At 72.2% G+C, this 16,262-nt stretch carries 11 protein-coding genes and 1 tRNA gene; 5 read left to right on the forward strand and 7 right to left on the reverse strand.

The window, feature by feature from the left end; genetic code table 11:
• Position 1: 1 nt before the first annotated feature.
• From ACIQUC_RS02170 to csrA, 4 genes are read left to right on the forward strand one after another with little or no spacing between them, the layout of a single operon-like run.
• The gene (locus ACIQUC_RS02170) at positions 2-1,213 is read left to right on the forward strand and encodes a flagellar biosynthesis protein FlhB (protein ID WP_402262735.1); all 1,212 of its coding nucleotides are present in this window, start codon (positions 2-4) and stop codon (positions 1,211-1,213) included.
• Positions 1,210-3,264, forward strand: coding sequence for a flagellar biosynthesis protein FlhA (locus ACIQUC_RS02175; RefSeq protein ID WP_402262738.1), 2,055 nt, complete (start codon positions 1,210-1,212; stop codon positions 3,262-3,264). The genes ACIQUC_RS02170 and ACIQUC_RS02175 overlap by 4 nt, the downstream gene beginning before the upstream one ends.
• Positions 3,239-4,207, forward strand: coding sequence for a hypothetical protein (locus tag ACIQUC_RS02180; protein WP_402262741.1), 969 nt, complete (start codon positions 3,239-3,241; stop codon positions 4,205-4,207). Before ACIQUC_RS02175 ends, ACIQUC_RS02180 begins: the two co-directional genes overlap by 26 nt.
• A 4-nt stretch (positions 4,208-4,211) precedes the next feature.
• On the forward strand, positions 4,212-4,469 hold the full coding sequence (gene csrA / locus ACIQUC_RS02185) for a carbon storage regulator CsrA (protein WP_402262744.1): 258 nt from the start codon (positions 4,212-4,214) through the stop codon (positions 4,467-4,469).
• 180 nt (positions 4,470-4,649) lie between these two features.
• Here the strand turns inward: csrA and ACIQUC_RS02190 are convergent, their stop codons facing one another.
• Positions 4,650-6,740 (reverse strand): acyl-CoA dehydrogenase, encoded by a 2,091-nt coding sequence (locus ACIQUC_RS02190; RefSeq protein ID WP_402262747.1) that lies wholly within the window; start codon positions 6,738-6,740, stop codon positions 4,650-4,652.
• Between the two features lie 214 nt (positions 6,741-6,954).
• Between ACIQUC_RS02190 and ACIQUC_RS02195 the strand changes: the two genes are divergently transcribed.
• A complete protein-coding gene (locus ACIQUC_RS02195) occupies positions 6,955-8,409 on the forward strand; it encodes a peptide MFS transporter (RefSeq protein WP_402262750.1) in 1,455 nt (484 codons plus the stop codon).
• Positions 8,410-8,555: 146 nt separating this feature from the next.
• Here the strand turns inward: ACIQUC_RS02195 and ACIQUC_RS02200 are convergent, their stop codons facing one another.
• From ACIQUC_RS02200 to ACIQUC_RS02225, 6 genes are all read right to left on the reverse strand, one after another.
• Positions 8,556-8,846: a hypothetical protein gene (locus ACIQUC_RS02200; RefSeq protein WP_402262753.1), complete on the reverse strand. Its 291-nt coding sequence runs from the start codon at positions 8,844-8,846 to the stop codon at positions 8,556-8,558.
• 112 nt (positions 8,847-8,958) lie between these two features.
• Complete coding sequence (locus ACIQUC_RS02205) at positions 8,959-9,864, reverse strand: glycoside hydrolase family 16 protein (protein WP_402262756.1); 906 nt, start codon at positions 9,862-9,864, stop codon at positions 8,959-8,961.
• A 292-nt stretch (positions 9,865-10,156) separates the two neighbouring features.
• Positions 10,157-13,537, reverse strand: a complete 3,381-nt coding sequence (locus tag ACIQUC_RS02210) for an ATP-binding protein (protein ID WP_402262758.1) — start codon at positions 13,535-13,537, stop codon at positions 10,157-10,159.
• Entirely contained in the window at positions 13,534-14,328 is a 795-nt protein-coding gene (locus tag ACIQUC_RS02215) for a DUF4194 domain-containing protein (protein WP_022905539.1), read from the reverse strand. Before ACIQUC_RS02215 ends, ACIQUC_RS02210 begins: the two co-directional genes overlap by 4 nt.
• Positions 14,325-15,887 carry a DUF3375 domain-containing protein gene (locus tag ACIQUC_RS02220; RefSeq protein ID WP_402262761.1) on the reverse strand — a complete coding sequence of 521 codons (1,563 nt, stop codon included), beginning with the start codon at positions 15,885-15,887 and terminating at the stop codon, positions 14,325-14,327. Before ACIQUC_RS02220 ends, ACIQUC_RS02215 begins: the two co-directional genes overlap by 4 nt.
• A gap of 123 nt (positions 15,888-16,010) precedes the next feature.
• Positions 16,011-16,083 (reverse strand) — tRNA-Val (locus ACIQUC_RS02225).
• Positions 16,084-16,262: the final 179 nt, after the last annotated feature.

Genomic DNA, 16,262 nt, shown 5'->3' on the forward strand with positions numbered 1-16,262 from the left:
CGTGTCCGACAGCGGGGAACGGTCCGAACAGGCCACCCAGAAGCGCATGCGCGAGGTCCACCAGAAGGGCCAGATCGGTCGCTCGCAGGACCTCGGCGCGTGGATCGGCATCGCCGTCGCGGCGCTCATGATGCCGTCCGCGATCGGCAACGCCGCCGCCGCGGGCTCGTCGCAGCTCCGGTCCGTGCAGCGCGTCATCGCCGACCCCACCATCGGCACGATGAACGCCGTCTTCCACGAGGCCCTCGCCTCGCTCGGCAGAACCCTCGGCCCGATGCTCGCCGTCGTCGCCGTCGCCGTGCTCGCCGCGGCCGTCGCGCAGGGCGGCGTGCACATCCGGAAGCTGACGCCGCAGCCCGAGCACTTCGATCCGATCCAGGGCCTGAAGCGGGTGTTCGGCACCCAGGCGCTCTGGAACGGGTGCAAGGCGCTCCTCAAGACGGCCGTCGTGGGCCTCGTCCTCTGGACGGCCGTGCAGGCGCTCGTCCCGGTCCTCATGACGAGCGGATCGCTCCCGCTGTCCGCGGTGCTGGACGCCGCGGCCGCCGGCACGGGCACGCTGCTGCGGGCCGCGATCGTCGCCGGGCTGGTCCTCGCCGCGCTCGACGTCTTCGTCGTGATCCGCCGCAACCGCAAGCGCACGATGATGACCAAGCGCGAGGTCAAGGACGAGAACAAGCACGCCGAGGGCGACCCGCTCGTGAAGTCGCAGCGTCGGTCACGCCAGCTCGCGATGAGCCGGAACCGGATGGTGCAGGCGATCGGCACGGCGGACGTCGTCATGACCAACCCGACGCACTACGCCGTCGCCCTGTCGTACGAGCCGGGCAGGTCCGCGCCGCGCGTCGTCGCGAAGGGCGCCGGACCGGTCGCCGCGATGATCCGCGACAAGGCGCTCGAGGCCCGGGTGCCGATCGTGCAGGACGTGCCGCTCACCCGGGCGCTGCACGCCGCGTGCGAGCTCGGGCAGGAGGTGCCGGTCGACCTCTACACGCCGGTCGCCCGTGTCCTGTCGTTCGTCATGGCGCTGAAAGCCAGGGGAGCGGCGGCCGGCACCCACGCCCCGCCGCGGCCGACCACCCCGGACGAGGTCGCGACGGTCATCGACCCGGCCACCATCGGCGGCGACCTCCGGCCCCGGAAGCTCCGCACGCCACGACCCGATCCCGTCCCGTCCGCCACCACCACCGCCACCGAGGGAGTCCCCGCATGAACCGCACGGACCTGCCGAAGCTCGCCGTCCCGGTCTTCATCGTCGGCATCATCCTGCTGCTGATCCTGCCGGTGCCGTCGTTCCTGCTCGACTTCCTCATCATCTGCAACATCCTGCTGGCGCTGGTGATCCTGCTCACGACGCTGTTCGTGAAGAAGCCGCTCGACTTCTCGGTGTTCCCGTCGCTGCTGCTCGTCGCGACGCTGTTCCGGCTCGGCCTCAACGTCGCGTCGACCCGCCTCGTGCTCGGCGAGGGGTTCGCCGGCGACGTCATCCAGGCGTTCGGCCACGTCGCCGTCTCGGGGTCGATCATCATCGGCGCGGTGATCTTCCTGATCCTCGTCGTCATCCAGTTCGTCGTCGTGACGAAGGGTGCCGAACGCGTCGCCGAGGTCGGGGCGCGGTTCACCCTCGACGCGATGCCCGGCAAGCAGATGGCGATCGACGCGGACCTCAACGCCGGGCTCATCACCGACGCCCAGGCCAAGGAGCGCCGTGCCGCGGTCTCCGCCGAGGCCGACTTCTACGGCGCGATGGACGGTGCGTCGAAGTTCGTCAAGGGCGATGCGATCGCCGGCATCCTGATCATCGTCATCAACCTCGTCGGCGGCATCGCGATCGGCATGGTGCAGAACGGGCTGTCGATCACCGACGCCCTGTCGAAGTACGGCATCCTGACCATCGGCGACGGGCTCGTCACGCAGATCCCCGCGCTGCTCATGGCGGTGTCGACGGGCATGATCGTCACCCGCTCCGGTGCGGAGACCGAGATCGGCGCGTCCGCGACGACGCAGCTCACCCAGTCGCGGAACGCCCTCGCGATCGCGGGCGTCGCCGCGATCGCGATGGGGTTCATCCCGGGCATGCCGATCGTCCCGTTCCTCGTCATCGGCGCGACCCTGCTCGTCGTCGCGTGGCGCCTCGGGCAGACCGCGAAGCGCGAGGCGGCGGCACTCGCCCAGCAGGAGGCCGCCGCGTCCGCCGCGCCGAACGCCGACACCCCCGAGGACCTCATCGAGCAGATGCGCGTGCACGCCCTCGAGATCCTGCTCGCCCCCGACCTGGTCGACATGGTCTCCGGCGCCTCCGACGACCTGCTCGGCCGGGTGCGGGCACTCCGCCGGAAGATCGCGATCGACATGGGGATCGTCGTGCCGCCGGTCCGCACCCGCGACAGCATCGAGCTCCCGCCGTCGACGTACGCCATCCGGATCGCGGGCGTCGAGGCCGGCCGGGGGACCGCTCCGTCGCGCAGCGTGCTCGCCCTGGGAGACCACCTCGAGGGACTCCCCGGTGAGACCACCGTCGAACCGGTCTTCGGGCTCGCCGGCAAGTGGGTGCCGGCCGAGCTCCGGCACGCCGCCGAGATGACCGGCGCGACCGTGATCGACCGCGTCTCCGTGCTCGTCACCCACCTGCAGGCGATCATCGGCGACAACGCCGCGAGGCTCCTCACCCGCGAGGACGTCAAGGTCCTCACCGAGGGGGTCAAGCAGGTCAACCCCGCGGCCGTCGAGGAGCTCGTCCCGGGGATGCTCTCGCTCGCCGAGCTCCAGCGGGTGCTGCAGGGACTCCTCGTCGAGCGGGTCCCGATCAACGACCTCGGCCGGATCTGCGAGGGACTCACGCTCCGCGCCAAGGTGTCGACCGACCCCGAAGGGCTGGTGGAGGCCGCCCGCGCATCGCTCGGCCCGGCGCTCCCCGCCCGCTACCTCGACGCCGGCACGCTCCGGGTGATCATGATCGACCCGCTGCTCGAGCAGTCGATGCTCGAGGGGCTCCGACCGTCCGAGCACGGGACCCAGATCGTCCTCGACGCGCACCGCATCGAGCAGGTCCTGGGGTCGCTCCGCGACGCCGTGCGCTCGGTGGAGGACCAGGGGCTGTCCGCCGTCCTGGTCTGCGCCCCGCAGCTCCGACCGGCCGTGCACCGCATGGTCTCGGCCCAGTCGAACGGCCTGCCGGTGCTCTCCTACCAGGAGGCCACCGCCGCGGGCTCCACCATCGAGACCGTGGGAGTGGTCCGTGCCGCCGACCCGATTGCAGCGTAACGGCGCCACGCTCGACCAGCTCCGTGACGCCGTCCGCGCGGAGTTCGGTCCGGCGGCGCGCATCGTCGCCGCCGAGCGCGTGACGACCCCCGGCATCGGCGGCCTCTTCCGCAAGGCGCACGTCGAGGCGACCGTCGAGGTCCCCTCGCCCGAGGACGTCCCGACCGCGCGCGTCGCCATCAGCGACTCGCCGGTGCAGCGGGTGGGGATCGCCGCGCTCCTGGCCGACGCCGAGGCCGCCGAGGCGCGCATCGCCGGGCACGACGGGACCGCCTCGACGCGCGCTGACGCGTTCGCGTCGGTGCTCGACGGTTTCGTCGCCGACGGGATCACGGGGAGCGCTGCGCACCCGACGCGTGGACTGCCGGAGGCGGGGACCGGCGAGCCGGGTGGGTCGCGCCTCCAGGACGACACCGGCCTGCCGGTCGCGTCGGTCCTGCCGCTCCAGCCCGTCACGTCCGTCGAGACGGGAGGCGCGGCGCGGCGCCTCGACGAGGCAGTCGCCGAGCAGGCGGTCGCCGCCAGGGCGATCGTCCGGCCCGTCCCGTCGGTGCGGTCCGCCGACGGCGACCTCGTGCTCCTCGTCGGACGGCCGAACGACGTGGACGCGGCCGCCGGGCTGTTCGCGGCACGGTACGCACTGCGCCCGACCGACGCCGCCGACCGTCGGAGCGGGATCCTCGCGCGCGCCGAGGGCGTGCGCGACGGCTCCGCGCTGCTCGCGGTCGCCGCGTGGGACGATGCCCGGACCACCGACGGGCTCGCACCCGACCAGGTCTGGGTCGTCGTGGACGTCGGACGGAAGCCCGAGGACGCGGCACGCATGCTCGCCACCGTCGCCGAGCGGGCGCCCGTGGCGGGGGTCGTGGCGATCGGCGCGGGGGAGACCGCCACGCCGGAGTCGGTCGACCTGCTGGGAGTACCCGTCGTGTCGCTAGGCTGAACGGGTGCTGGTACTCACGCGGAAGGTCGGCGAGCGGATCCTCGTCGGTGACGACATCGTCATCACGGTGCTCGACAGCCGCGGGGACGGCGTGCGCATCGGCATCGACGCGCCGCGCGGGGTGAAGATCCAGCGCGAAGAGGTCGTCCGTGCGGTGACCGAGGCGAACGCCGAGGCGGCCGCCGCGGCCGGAGCCGGAGACGACGCCGAGGCGCGGCTCCGCCGGGCGCTCGGCGACCGCGGCGCCACCGGCGACGCCTGACGCGGGGCCCGAGGCGCGCCTGCGCGCTGCTCGCGTGGTCGCTTGCGCGCCGGCTCTCGCGGTCGCTTGCGTGCGCGTGCTCGCGCTCTCGAAACGCGCCCCGTGTCGAACAGTGCGCCCCGACCATCCGGGGCGCAGTGTTCGACACGGGGCGCGGTCGTGCCCGATGCTCGGCGAGGACTAGGCCCGGGGCTTCTTCTCCTGCTCGGGCAGGCGACCCGCTGCGGCCTCTGCGGCGAACCACGCGCGCGCCTCGTCCTGGCGGGTCTGCTCGGCGCCGAGGGCGATCGGCGCCCGGACGTGACCGGGCTCGTAGCCGAACGAGTCGAGCAGCTGCGGGATGACCGGTCGGACCCGGGCCACGAGCCGGTCGATGTACGCCGACACCGCCCGCGCGCGCTGCGCCGTGATCCGGCCGTGCATGAGGTACCAGTCGAGGTGCTGTTCGAGCAGCCCGAGCGCGAACAGGTCGCGGAGCCAGACCAGCACGCGGCGGGTGTCGCCGGGCGGGACCTCGTCGATGGCCTCGGTGAACGCCTCCCACTGCATGAGCTCGGCGTGCGCCTTCGCGGCTTCGATCAGCTCGTGCTGGGACCGGTTCAACAGTCGTGCTGCGCGTGCGCGGTCCTTGCCCGCCGACGCCAGCCGCATGCCGATCTCCGTGACCATCGTGTCGACGCGTCCCGCGAGCAGGTCCCGCTGGGTCGACGCGTCCTGCAGGTCGGTGACGGAGGCGGCGAGGGAGCCGCGGTCGGCGACGGTCTGGCCGAGACGCCGGATGCCCGTGGCGTCGGCGAGCTTCGTGGCCGCCTGGGCCGCGACGAACTTCGCCGTGGAGGCCGCGTCCTTCGGGGCCTTCGCGCGGAAGTCGGTGAGCAGGCGCTTGCCGACGAGCTGGAGCAGGACGGTGTTGTCGCCCTCGAACGTCACGTACACGTCGAGGTCGGCGCGCAGCCCGGTCAGACGGTTCTCGGCGAGGAACCCGGCGCCGCCGCAGGCCTCGCGGCACTCCTGGAGCGTGTCGAGCGCCGACCACGTCGACATCGACTTGAAGGCCGCCGCCTGGGTCTCGAGGTCCTCGCGGCGCTGCGGGGTGTCCTCGCGCCCGCTGAACACGTCGTCGAAGGTCCGCAGGAGCTTCTCGTGGGCGAACGACTGCGCGAACACCGTCGCGAGGCGCGGGATCAGCCGACGCTGGTGCCGGCCGTAGTCGAGCAGGACGCCCTCGGTGCCGTCACCCGTGGGGAACTGGCGCCGCTCGGCCGCGTAGGTCAGCGCGATCTGCAGGCCGATCTTCTGCGCGACCACCGCGGCGCCGTCGAGCGACACGCGGCCCTGCACGAGGGTGCCGAGCATGGTGAAGAACCGGCGACCGGGGGAGGCGATCGGCGAGGAGTAGGTGCCGTCCGCGGCGACGTCGCCGTAGCGGTTGAGCAGGTTCGTCCGGGGGACCCGGACGTGGTCGAAGTGCAGGCGGCCGTTGTCGATGCCGTTCAGGCCGCCCTTGTAGCCGTCGTCCTCGCCGCCGACGCCGGGCAGGAACGCGCCGTCGGCGTCACGGAGCGGCACGTAGAACGCGTGGACGCCGTGGTCGACGCCCTTCGTCACGAGCTTCGCGAAGACGACCGCCGCCTTGCCGTGCAGGGCGGCGTTGCCGATGTAGTCCTTCCACGCACCGCGGAACGGCGTGTGGATCTCGAACTCCTCGGTGTCCGGGTCGTACGTGGCGCGCGTGGCGATGCTCTGGACGTCCGACCCGTGTCCGGTCTCGGTCATCGCGAAGCACCCGGGCACCTCGAACGAGACGATGCCGGGCAGGAACTCGCGGTGGTTCCGCTCGGTCCCGAGGTGGTGGACCGCGGAGCCGAACAGCCCCCACTGCACACCGGCCTTGATCTGCATCGAGGGATCCGCCGTCGTGAGCTCCTCGAACGCTGCGAGGTTCCCGCCGTGGTTGCTCGAGCCGCCGAACTCCTCGGGGTAGGGGCGCTGGATCGCACCCGCGTCGACGAGGATCCGGAGCTGGTCGAGCGTCCGGGCGCGGGCGTCGGCGTAGGGCATGCCCTCGACCTTGTGCATCGCCGGGTCGAGTGCGAGGCGACGCGAGATGCGGCGGTCCTCGGCCCACCGACCGAGCAGGTGCTCGCCGAGGAGGTCCACGTCGATCCGGACGTCGGTGTCCGTCCCGCCGACGGGGGTGCCCGCTGCGGGGTCGCCCGTGGCGTCGGCCTTCGGCGTGTTCGTGCTGTGGGCGGGTGCGGTGTCGACCATGGTCGGAGCCCTCCTGAACTGCTCTGTCCCGTGTTGCAGAACCCACGCTATTGAGCCGACCCGCGAGTCGGGTGAACGCCGTCAGGGCGGCACAACGAGCGGGCCGCTCGTGTCGGGTGCGGTGGTGGGAACCCTCCAAACCACCGGCCGGTGAATTCCTGAGCAGGGCTAGACGATTGTGCGCGACGGTCCCGCCGAGGGCAGACTGTCCGGCATGTCAGGTACCACCACACCCGAACGCCAGCGGACGTTCTTCGGGCAACCGTTCGAGTTGTCGACGCCGTTCGCCGTCGAGCTCTGGGAGCGCTTCTCGTTCTACGGGATGCAGGGCATCGTCCTCATCTACATGTACTACACGCTCTCGCAGGGCGGGCTGGGCATCGACAAGGGCGTCGCCACCGGCATCATGGGCGCCTACGGCGGCGCGGTGTACCTGTTCACGATCATCGGCGCGTGGATCGCCGACCGGCTGCTCGGCGCGGACCGGACGCTCTTCGGCAGCGCGATCGTCGTGATGCTCGGACACATCGCCCTCGCGCTCATCCCGGGGGTGGCGGGGGTCGGCGTCGGCCTCGTGCTCATCGCCCTCGGCTCCGGCGGGCTCAAGGCGACGGCGACCACCATCGTCGGCGGCCTGTACAGCCGTGACGACCCCCGTCGGGACGCCGGCTTCTCGCTCTACTACCTCGGGGTCAACCTCGGCGCGTTCTTCGGGCCGCTCCTGACCGGTCTGCTGCAGAGCTCCCTCGGGTTCCACTACGGCTTCGGTCTCGCCGCCGTGGGCATGGCGGCCGGGCTCGTGCAGTACGCGATCCGACGCCGCAAGCTGCCGGACGAGGTGCGCCACGTCACGAACCCCGTCGACCGCCGTCGGCTCCCGCTCGTCGGCGTGCTCGTCGTCGTGGCGCTCGTGGTGATCGTCGCGGCCGTCCTGACCGGGCTGCTGAACGTCGACAACCTGCCGACCGTGGTCGTCGCCATCGTCATGGTCGCGACCATCGGGTACTTCGTCGTCATCCTCTCCAGCGGGATCACCGCGAAAGAGCGGTCGCGCGTCCTCGCCTTCATCCCGCTCTTCATCGGCAGCGCGGTCTTCTGGTCGCTCTACCAGCAGCAGTTCACCGTCGTGACCGTGTACTCCGACGAGCGCCTCGACCGGTCCCTGTTCGGCTGGGAGATGCCCGTCTCGTGGGTACAGTCGATCAACCCGGTCTTCATCATCGTGCTGTCGGGCGTCTTCGCCGCGATCTGGACGAAGCTCGGCGGCCGGCAGCCCTCCACCCCGACGAAGTTCGCCCTCGGCACCGGCATCATGGGCATCGCGTTCCTGCTCTTCCTGCCGTTCGTCGGCACGGGGCAGAACGGCACGCCGCTGGTCGCTCTCGTCGGCATCCTGCTCGTCTTCACGATCGCCGAGCTCCTGCTCTCCCCGGTCGGGCAGTCCGTGGCCACCAAGCTCGCTCCGCCGAAGTTCCAGACGCAGATGGTGGCGCTGTTCTTCCTGTCGGTGTCGCTCGGCACCGCCGTCACGGGCGTGCTGTCGCAGTACTACGACCCGAAGGACGAGGCGCCGTACTTCGCGGTCCTCGGCCTCGTCGCCGTCGCGGTCGGGGTCGTCCTGCTCGTGCTCGTCAAGCCGGTGCTGAAGCTCATGCGCGGCATCCGCTAACCTGAGGGCAGCCAGACCGGCCCCGGAACCAAGGAGTCACCAATGCTCGAACTCATCGCAGGCATCATCATCGGCATCGGCGTGCTCGGCGGCGTCGGGACCTGCATGGCCTTCGCGGCCATGATGAAGAGCGGCAGCGAGGAGTACTAGCCCTCGGTGTCCGGTGCCGGCTCGACCGGCACCAGCTGACGACTCAGGACGGTCGCGCGCTCGAACGGGCCGCGGCCGTCCTTCGTGTAGACGGGCTCCTCGAACGCGACGGTCCACGTGCGCTGCGTCCCGCCGAGCTGGCTGCCACCGGGGGCCACGACGACGCCGATCGGCTCGTCGGCCCACTGCTCGCCGCCGTGGTCGGTGTCGACGACCCGCACGAGGGCGCCGATGCCGAGACCCGGCTGGTCGTCGTGGCGGGGGTTGGGGGAGCGGCGTCCGAACACGCGCCCACCGTACCGCGCCGCTCCCGCCGCCCGCTCCCGGTGGTCGTGTGACGGCCGCGCCGAGCGGTCGTGTGACGGCCGCGCCGAGCGGTCGTGTGACGCCCGCGCCGGGTCAGTCCCAGATCGAGATCCAGTCGACGGAGACCGTGCCGGCCGCACCCGCCGGGACGGAGCCGTGGTCGGTCCACGTCTCGCCCTGCAGGGTGACCCGCATCGGCGTGGTCGGCACGGCCGTGGTGGTGGAGGAGACGAGCTCGCCGTCCCAGTAGAACCGGACGATGCCGTGGTCCCACTCGGTCGTGGCGACGTGGTACTCGGTGGTGTCCGTCTTCGCGTGCACCTGCACCGAGCGGTCGTACCGCACGTGACGGTTCGCGTACGTGCCCGGGATCGCGGACGCGGGGCGCGGCGATGCCCCGAGCGTGAGTGACTCGGGCCAGTCGATCTCGCCGTCGTTCCACTGGTCGGAGGACGGCCACAGCATGCCGACGAACTTGTACCCGGCCGTGACCGAGGTCTTGTAGCGGATGCTCACGCGGGCGGTGGTGTGCGGGGCGTACCCGTCCGGCATGACGGCCGCGACGAGGGGTCGGCCGTCCTCGGCGTGGAAGTCGAAGTCGAGGTTGCCGTCCGCGACGGAGAGCACCTTGGTGGGGGCGTACGTCCCGAGTCCGCTGGTGTCCTGGAATCCGTCGTAGAAGCCCATGCCGGGGTAGACGGCGGCAACCTGGCCGAGCGCGGCGGGCTTCGTGAAGTCCTCGGCGTACGTCTGGTGCCACGTCCGGCCGTTCGAGGTGACGTCGCCGACGGGGAGCGGGGTCGTGTCCGGAGTGGGCGTCGGCGTCGGGGTGGGCGTCGGCGTCGGCGTCGACGTGGGCGTGGCCGGCGGGGTCGCAGTTGCGGTGGCCGACGCCGTTGTCGACCCCGGCGCCGTCGAGGACGGGACACACGCAGCGAGCGTGCCCACGACGAGGAGCCCGGTGACGATCGCGCCTGCGGTGCGTGTGCGAATGGTCACGGTACGGTCCTTGCTGGAGTCGGTGGAGCTCCTGGCGATCGTAGTCAAGGGATGTCCGCCATCCTGCTGCTGGCGGGACCCCAGTCCGGGGGTGGTGGCGAGGTCCGACCCGGTCGCACGACATGCCGCGCGCCCACCGTCACGGTCGCACGAGGTGCCGCCGGGGCCGGCGCGGGCGGCAGTTCGTGCGACCTCGGCAGCCCGCGACCTCGGCGGACCGCGAACCCCGCGACCTCGGCGGCCCGCGAACCCCGCGGCCCGCGACCCCGGCCCGCGGGCGGGACGGACGCGCCTACGCGTCCGACGCCACGCGGGCGATCTCGGTGATCGAGGAGTGCCCGGTGTCCGGGTGCTTCCGCATCGACAGGAGCCGCTCCATCGAGGGCTCGAGGGCGGTCACCTTGTCGAGCGGCGCACTGACGACGAGCTGGAACCCGAGGCGCAGCCACGCGGTGACGGCCCGGCCGGCGAACTCCGAGTCGGCCTTGATGAACGCCTCGTCGAGGAACACCGGCGCGAACCGGGGCCGCGGTCGGGTCTCGTCGCCGAGCTGGTACCGGAGTGCCGCGCCGACGATGAACGCCACGAGCTCCTGCGTCTCACCGCCCGACTTGTCCCCGAGCGACGAGTACACGCCGAGGTCGTCGCCGGACGTGTCGTACCGGACGGCCGTGATCTCCATGTGCCGGCGGACGTCGAGCACGGCGTCGCGCTGGGTGGTCCGGCCACCGCGCGGGACGGACGGGTCCGGACGGATGACGGCCATGAAGCGCCGGAGCCGGCGGAACCGAGTCTCCAGCACGTCGTCGGTCAACTCGGTGTCGACCGACGCCGACAGCGCCCGGAGTTCGCGGCGGAAGGCCGTCACCTCTTCTCGGGTGACCCGGCGGATCTGGATCTTGAGCCGGTCGCGGTTGGCACCGAACGGCAGCTCGCGCAGGATCTCGTTGACGGGCTCGAGTCGCTCCTCGATCTCGACGACGGCACGGTCGAAGGCGCCGGCGAGGGGGACGAGGTCCTCGCCGCTCCACTGCGACAGCCGTCGACGCCACTCGCTGCGCCGGGAGTGCAGCCCGGTCGCGACGATCTGGTCGAGGATGGCCCGGTAGTCGGGGTAGGACGCGACGCCCGTCCCGAGGTTGGGGTCCGGCCAGGCGTCCTGGTAGCGCTGGAACGTCAGCGTCAACGCCGTCGAGGCCGAGGCCGCACCGTCGAGCGCCTGTGACAGCCGTTCCTCGAGGCGGCGCTTCAGGCGGCGGGTGGCGTCGTCGAAGCCGTCGACCCCGTCCGGTGCACCGACCTCGGCGAACGTCTCCTCGAGCAGTCGGGCCTGTTCGACGTCGGGCAGCGACTGCGGGGTGTCCTCGAAGCGCGACAGGATCTCGGCCGCGGCGTCCTGACCGTCCACGAGCACGGCGTGCCGCTCCTCGAGCCGGGCGACCGACTGGCGGGCGGCGGCGCGACGGTCCGACGCCTCGTCGAGGGCGGCGCGGAGCCGACCGACGGCCGTGCGCAGGGTGCGGAGGCCGTCGTCGGCGGCGAGGAGCGCCTGGCGTTCCTGGTCGAGCCGGGCGAGCGAGTCCTCGAGGCCGGCGACGTCGATCGCCTCCCACGTGACGTCCACGACGTGCTGGTGCGCCTGGCGCAGGACGTCCAGGGCGGTGATGTCCTGCGCGACGTCGGTGCGGCGGGCCTCGAGCGTGGCGAGGTCCTGGGCGATCGCGGCGAGTTCCTGCTCGACCGAGGCGACCCTGGCCTCGTTCGTGAAGCCGATGACGTTCGCCTGGCGCCGGTCGCCGTGTGCGCCACGCCGACCGTCACGGAGCTGGCCGGACTCGGTCACACGACGGCCGCCACCGCCGAGTTCCGAGGCATCGGCGACGCACCGGGCGTCGGTGCGGTCGGACTCGATCCGCTCCCGCACCCAGGTGCTGAACGGCGAGGGCTTGATGGCGAGCTTGCCGGACACCATGGACGGGTCGCCGTCGACGTCGATGTGCGGCCCGGTCGGCACGCCCTCGAACTGCACGCGCACGGGCAGGCGGAGTGCGTCGATCGCCTCGCTGAAGTCGGCGAGGCGGTCCTGGTCGACGAGCAGCGTCCGGGCGACGGGCGCCAGGACGGACTCGATCGCGGTGCGCCAGCGCTCCTCGCCGGGGAGCACGTCGAGGAGTTCGGCGACGAAGGGCAACTCGGACGGGTCGATGCCGGCCGCGCGGGCCATGGCCAGCCGAGCCTCGTGCATCGGGAGCGGCATCGCGCCCTGACGGTGCTCGAGCGACTGGCGCTCCTGCCGTAGGGTCCGCTCGCGGTCGAGGAGCGGGTACTCCTCGCGCGTCAGTGCGTCGCGACGGTCGTCGAGGTCCGAGCGCTCGGCGGCGTAGGTCCCGAGGAAGTCGTGGGCGGTCCGCTGGGCAGCGGTGAAGGCCCGTTCCGAGTCGACCGTCGTGCCGAGCACGGCGGTCCGCTCGTCGAACGTCGCCCGGGACCGGACGACGGCGTCCCGCTCGCGGGTCCGGCGGTCGATGCGGTCCTCGAGCTGCGCGAGGGCGTTGCCGCCCTGGTCGCGGAGCCGGGCCTCGGCGTCGCGGAGTTCGATCTCGACCGCGGCGTGCCGGGCCTCGGCGGCGGCGACCTCGGCGCGCGCCGCCGTGCGCTCCCGCCCGTTGCGGTCGACCTCGGCGTCCAGCAGCGACCGCTTGCGCGACGCCGTCCAGTGCGCGAAGGGCGAGACCTCGGCGCCGGGCGCGATGCCGTCCAGGGCCTCGGCCGCCGCCTTCGACCGGGCGATCTCGGCGTGCAGCTCCGTGATGGGGGAGAGGATGCGGACCTTGCGCTCCTCGGTGTCCATCGCCTCGTACGCCTCGTCGAGGGCGGAGAAGTGGGCGAGGGCACGGTCGGCCGCCTCGTACGTGCCCGGGGTCTCGAGCACGAGCGACTTGTAGAGCGCGTCGACGGTCGGCAGGTGCTGGCCGGCCTGGATCCGTGCGAGCAGGCGCATCGCCCGGTTGCCACCGCCGGAGTCGCCGATCCCGAGCCGGGTCTGCAGCGTGTACGCGAGCTCCTGGTAGGTGTCGCGGATGACGAGCCCCGGCACGCGTCCGGTCAGCTCGAGGTGGTGGAACCGCGACGGGACGAACTCCTCGAGCCGGCGAAGGTCGAACGTGTCGTCGACCGTCGCCATGGTCATCTGGATGTCGCCGACCCCGCGCGCACGCTTCGGCACGATGTACGTGCGCAGCACCGTGAAGCGCCGCTCGTCGTCGTTCCGGAAGGTCACCGCGACGGCGCCCCAGGTGGTCTGGTCGTCACCGCGCAGGTTGACGTCGCGCAGGCTCCCGGACTCGGGGTCGCGACGGGTGTCCACCTTGCCCCGCAGGTACGTGAGCAGGTTGCGCTGGTCGGCGCTCCGCGCGCGCCCGGTGGTCGCGTCGTTCGACGCGCCGTTGAACGGCACGTCCGACGGCATCATGACGGCGAGGTACGCGTCCATCAGCGTCGACTTGCCGGTGCCGGACGCGCCCGAGATGAGCGTGGCGGTGCCGGAGAGCTCGACCTGGCGGTGGCCGTGGAACCCGCCCCAGTTCACGACCTGCATGGACTCGGCGCGCCACTGCGCGACCGTGTCGAACAGGGCGGGGATGCCGAAGGAGTCGGTCGCGGTGTCGGTCATGCGTCCGTCTCGCCTTCGTCGTCGGTGTCGGTCTCGTCTGCCGGGAGGGACGGGTCGTCCCCGTCGGTCGGCTCGCCGTCCGGGGTGGTCGCGTCGGCGTGCGCGGTGGTGGTCCGGAGCGCCGTGTTCGCCAACCACGTGTCCAGGTCGCGCAGCCGCTCCAGCGGGAGCAGCACCTCGACCACGCTGGCGATCCGGAACCGGTCCGGGTCGCTGGTCTTGAGCAGGATCCGGGCGGTCACGAGGCGTTCGACGGCCTTCGCCACGCGGCCCTCGTCACGGGTGCGGTCGGTCGCCGTCGCGGGACGGAACCCGGCGACGTGGCCGAGGATCTCGGAGCGGTCGACGACGACCTGGTCCGGACCGGGACGGGTGTCGGCGCGCAGCCGCATCCGCAGGTAGACGAGGACGATCGTCTCCTCGCGCGTGTACGGGACGTCGCGGAGCAGCGTCGGGAACCCGCGGCGCTGGCTCTCGGAGCGGGCCTGGCGCTTCCACGCCACCTCGCGGTCGCGGTCCACGTGCAGTTCGAGGAACAGGTCGTTGAGCCGCGACCGGAGCTGGTGTTCTGCGTCGAGCACCGCGCGCCACTCGTCGGTGTGGGTGCGTGCACTCACGTAGGGGCTGCGGAGCAGCGCCACGAGGGCGCGGCGCTGCCGGTCGTCGAGACGGCCCTCGTCGCCCTCGAAGAGGGCGAAGCTCGTCTCGTCCCGTTCGTCGTCCTGCTGGACGGCTGCGGGGTCGTCGTAGGGGACCGTCTCGTCGACGGGTGCCGGTGTCGTGTCGCTCACCGCGCCTCCTGTGCGTGTTCGTCGTTCGTCGTGTCCGGGGCCGGGCCGCGCCGCTCGTCGGTGAGCGCTGCCGTCGGCATGTGGAAGGTGACCGGGCTGCCGTCCGGGCGGACCGTCCGGTGCTCGGCGAGGTGCGCTGCGGACTCGAAGTCGTCGTGGCCGGTGAGCAGGTGGGCGAGGCCGAAGAGCTCGACCGGGCGCCGCTGTTCCGGCGGCAGCCCGTGGAAGGCGTCCACGCTGGAGTCGGCCGAGGCCGAGCGGAGCGCCGCGCGCAGTTCGGTGAGCAAGGGGCCACCGTGTCGCCGGATCGTCTCGACGTCGAGCTCCTCGAAGACGTCGTCGTCCGGCTCCTCGATCGCGGGCGGGACCGACTCGGCGTCCGGGTCGTAGAACCGTTCGCGCAGGGTGCCGACCTCGGCCGTCGCCGGCAGCAGGCCGAGCGGCAGGCGGTCCCGTGCCGATCCCTGGTCCATCCACGTCGCCAGGCCGCGCTCGACCGAGCGGAGGACGGCGTCGAGCTCGCGGTCGCGGGCGACGTCGTGCGCCACGATCTGGTCGCGCAGCGTGGCCGTGAGCTGCCGGCGCTGGGCGAGGACGTCCTCGATGCCCTGACGGAGGATGACCACCGTGTTCCGGAACGCCCGACGCTCCGCCGCCCCGAGGCCGTCCGCGAACGGGTGGGCGAGGATCGTCTGGATGTCGTCGCGGAGCCGGAGCAGCAGCGCGTCGTCGCGGAGCAGCTCGAAGGCACCCTCGAACGCGCGGCCCTCGGGCGTTGCCTCCATGAGGTTGTCCGTCCGCGCGAGGTAGTCGTCGAGGATCTCGCCGATCGGCCGGACCTCTTGCCGGAAGTCCTCGACGATCGACCGGTGCATCGCCGCAACCGCCTCCTCGACGCGCTTGAAGTCGCTCGGGAGCTGCCGGATCAGGTCGGAGATGTTCGTGTAGCCGTCGCGCATCCGGGCGTCGTCCACGGTGTCGACCTCGCCGTGCTCGAGCCGGTCGCGCTCGGCCTGCAGTTCGGCGATCTGCGCGTCGATCCGGCGGACCTGGATCGCGGGGTCCGGCTCGGCGCGTGCCGCCCAACGGTGCACGGCGTCGACGATCATCGCGAGCCGGCTCTCGCTGATGAGTGCGCGGTCGGACGAGAGGGCGTCGACGAGGGACAGGGCCTCGAGCGCGTGGCTCGTCAGGGAGTACTGCTCGTCGCCGTCGGGGGAGTTCGACCGGACGAGCCACTGCGCGGCCACCCACTCACGGCAGAGCGCGCGGCCGTTCGGTCGGGCGTCCGGTTCGCCCTGCTCGGACGCGATGCCCGCATCCGGGGCCGCCGAGCGGGCCTCGTTCGCGGGCGTGCGCGCGCCGGCGGCCTGCAGGCGGGCGACGTGTTCCTCGACCTGCAGGTGCATCCGGTCCGCGGGGACGTACTGCACATCGCGGTCGAACACGGTCCGGAACACCGCGAGCACGACGGCGCTCGTCGGGCGGGACATCAGCCGCAGGGTCGGACGGTCGAGGACCGCCCGGACCCGGGCGAACTCGAGGTCGACGTCGGTCATGCGCCCCTTCGTCCTTGCTCTGCTGCGTGGTCTGCGGTGTCGTCCCCGTCGCGTGGTCCGCGGGTCGTCGGCGGGGGAGATGCGAAGAGCCCGACGCTGCTGCGTCGGGCTCTTGCGGGTGGGTGGGCGATACCAGACTCGAACTGATGACCTCTTCGGTGTGAACGAAGCGCGCTACCAACTGCGCCAATCGCCCCTGCACTGTGCGTGCCAGTCGATAGTAGCGGATGCCGGGGCGTGCACCGAACACGGCGCGCGTCCCGGGTGTGGCGTCGGGGCTCGACCCGGCCCGATCCGCATGAACACGGGGGACACGCCCGGTGAACGAGGAGGATTTTGGTGGATGCCCTCGGGTTCGTATAGAGTTTACGTCGT

This window comes from Curtobacterium sp. NPDC098951 (assembly GCF_044759965.1).
Taxonomy (GTDB): Bacteria; Actinomycetota; Actinomycetes; order Actinomycetales; family Microbacteriaceae; genus Curtobacterium.

What these genes read in the sequence shown, in the direction of transcription:
- ACIQUC_RS02175 (WP_402262738.1), top strand. Translation starts at nt 1,210, where the DNA reads ATGAACCGCACGGACCTGCCGAAGCTCGCCGTCCCGGTCTTCATCGTC.
- ACIQUC_RS02190 (WP_402262747.1), bottom strand. Translation starts at nt 6,740, where the DNA reads ATGGTCGACACCGCACCCGCCCACAGCACGAACACGCCGAAGGCCGAC.
- ACIQUC_RS02195 (WP_402262750.1), top strand. Translation starts at nt 6,955, where the DNA reads ATGTCAGGTACCACCACACCCGAACGCCAGCGGACGTTCTTCGGGCAA.
- ACIQUC_RS02210 (WP_402262758.1), bottom strand. Translation starts at nt 13,537, where the DNA reads ATGACCGACACCGCGACCGACTCCTTCGGCATCCCCGCCCTGTTCGAC.
- ACIQUC_RS02220 (WP_402262761.1), bottom strand. Translation starts at nt 15,887, where the DNA reads ATGACCGACGTCGACCTCGAGTTCGCCCGGGTCCGGGCGGTCCTCGAC.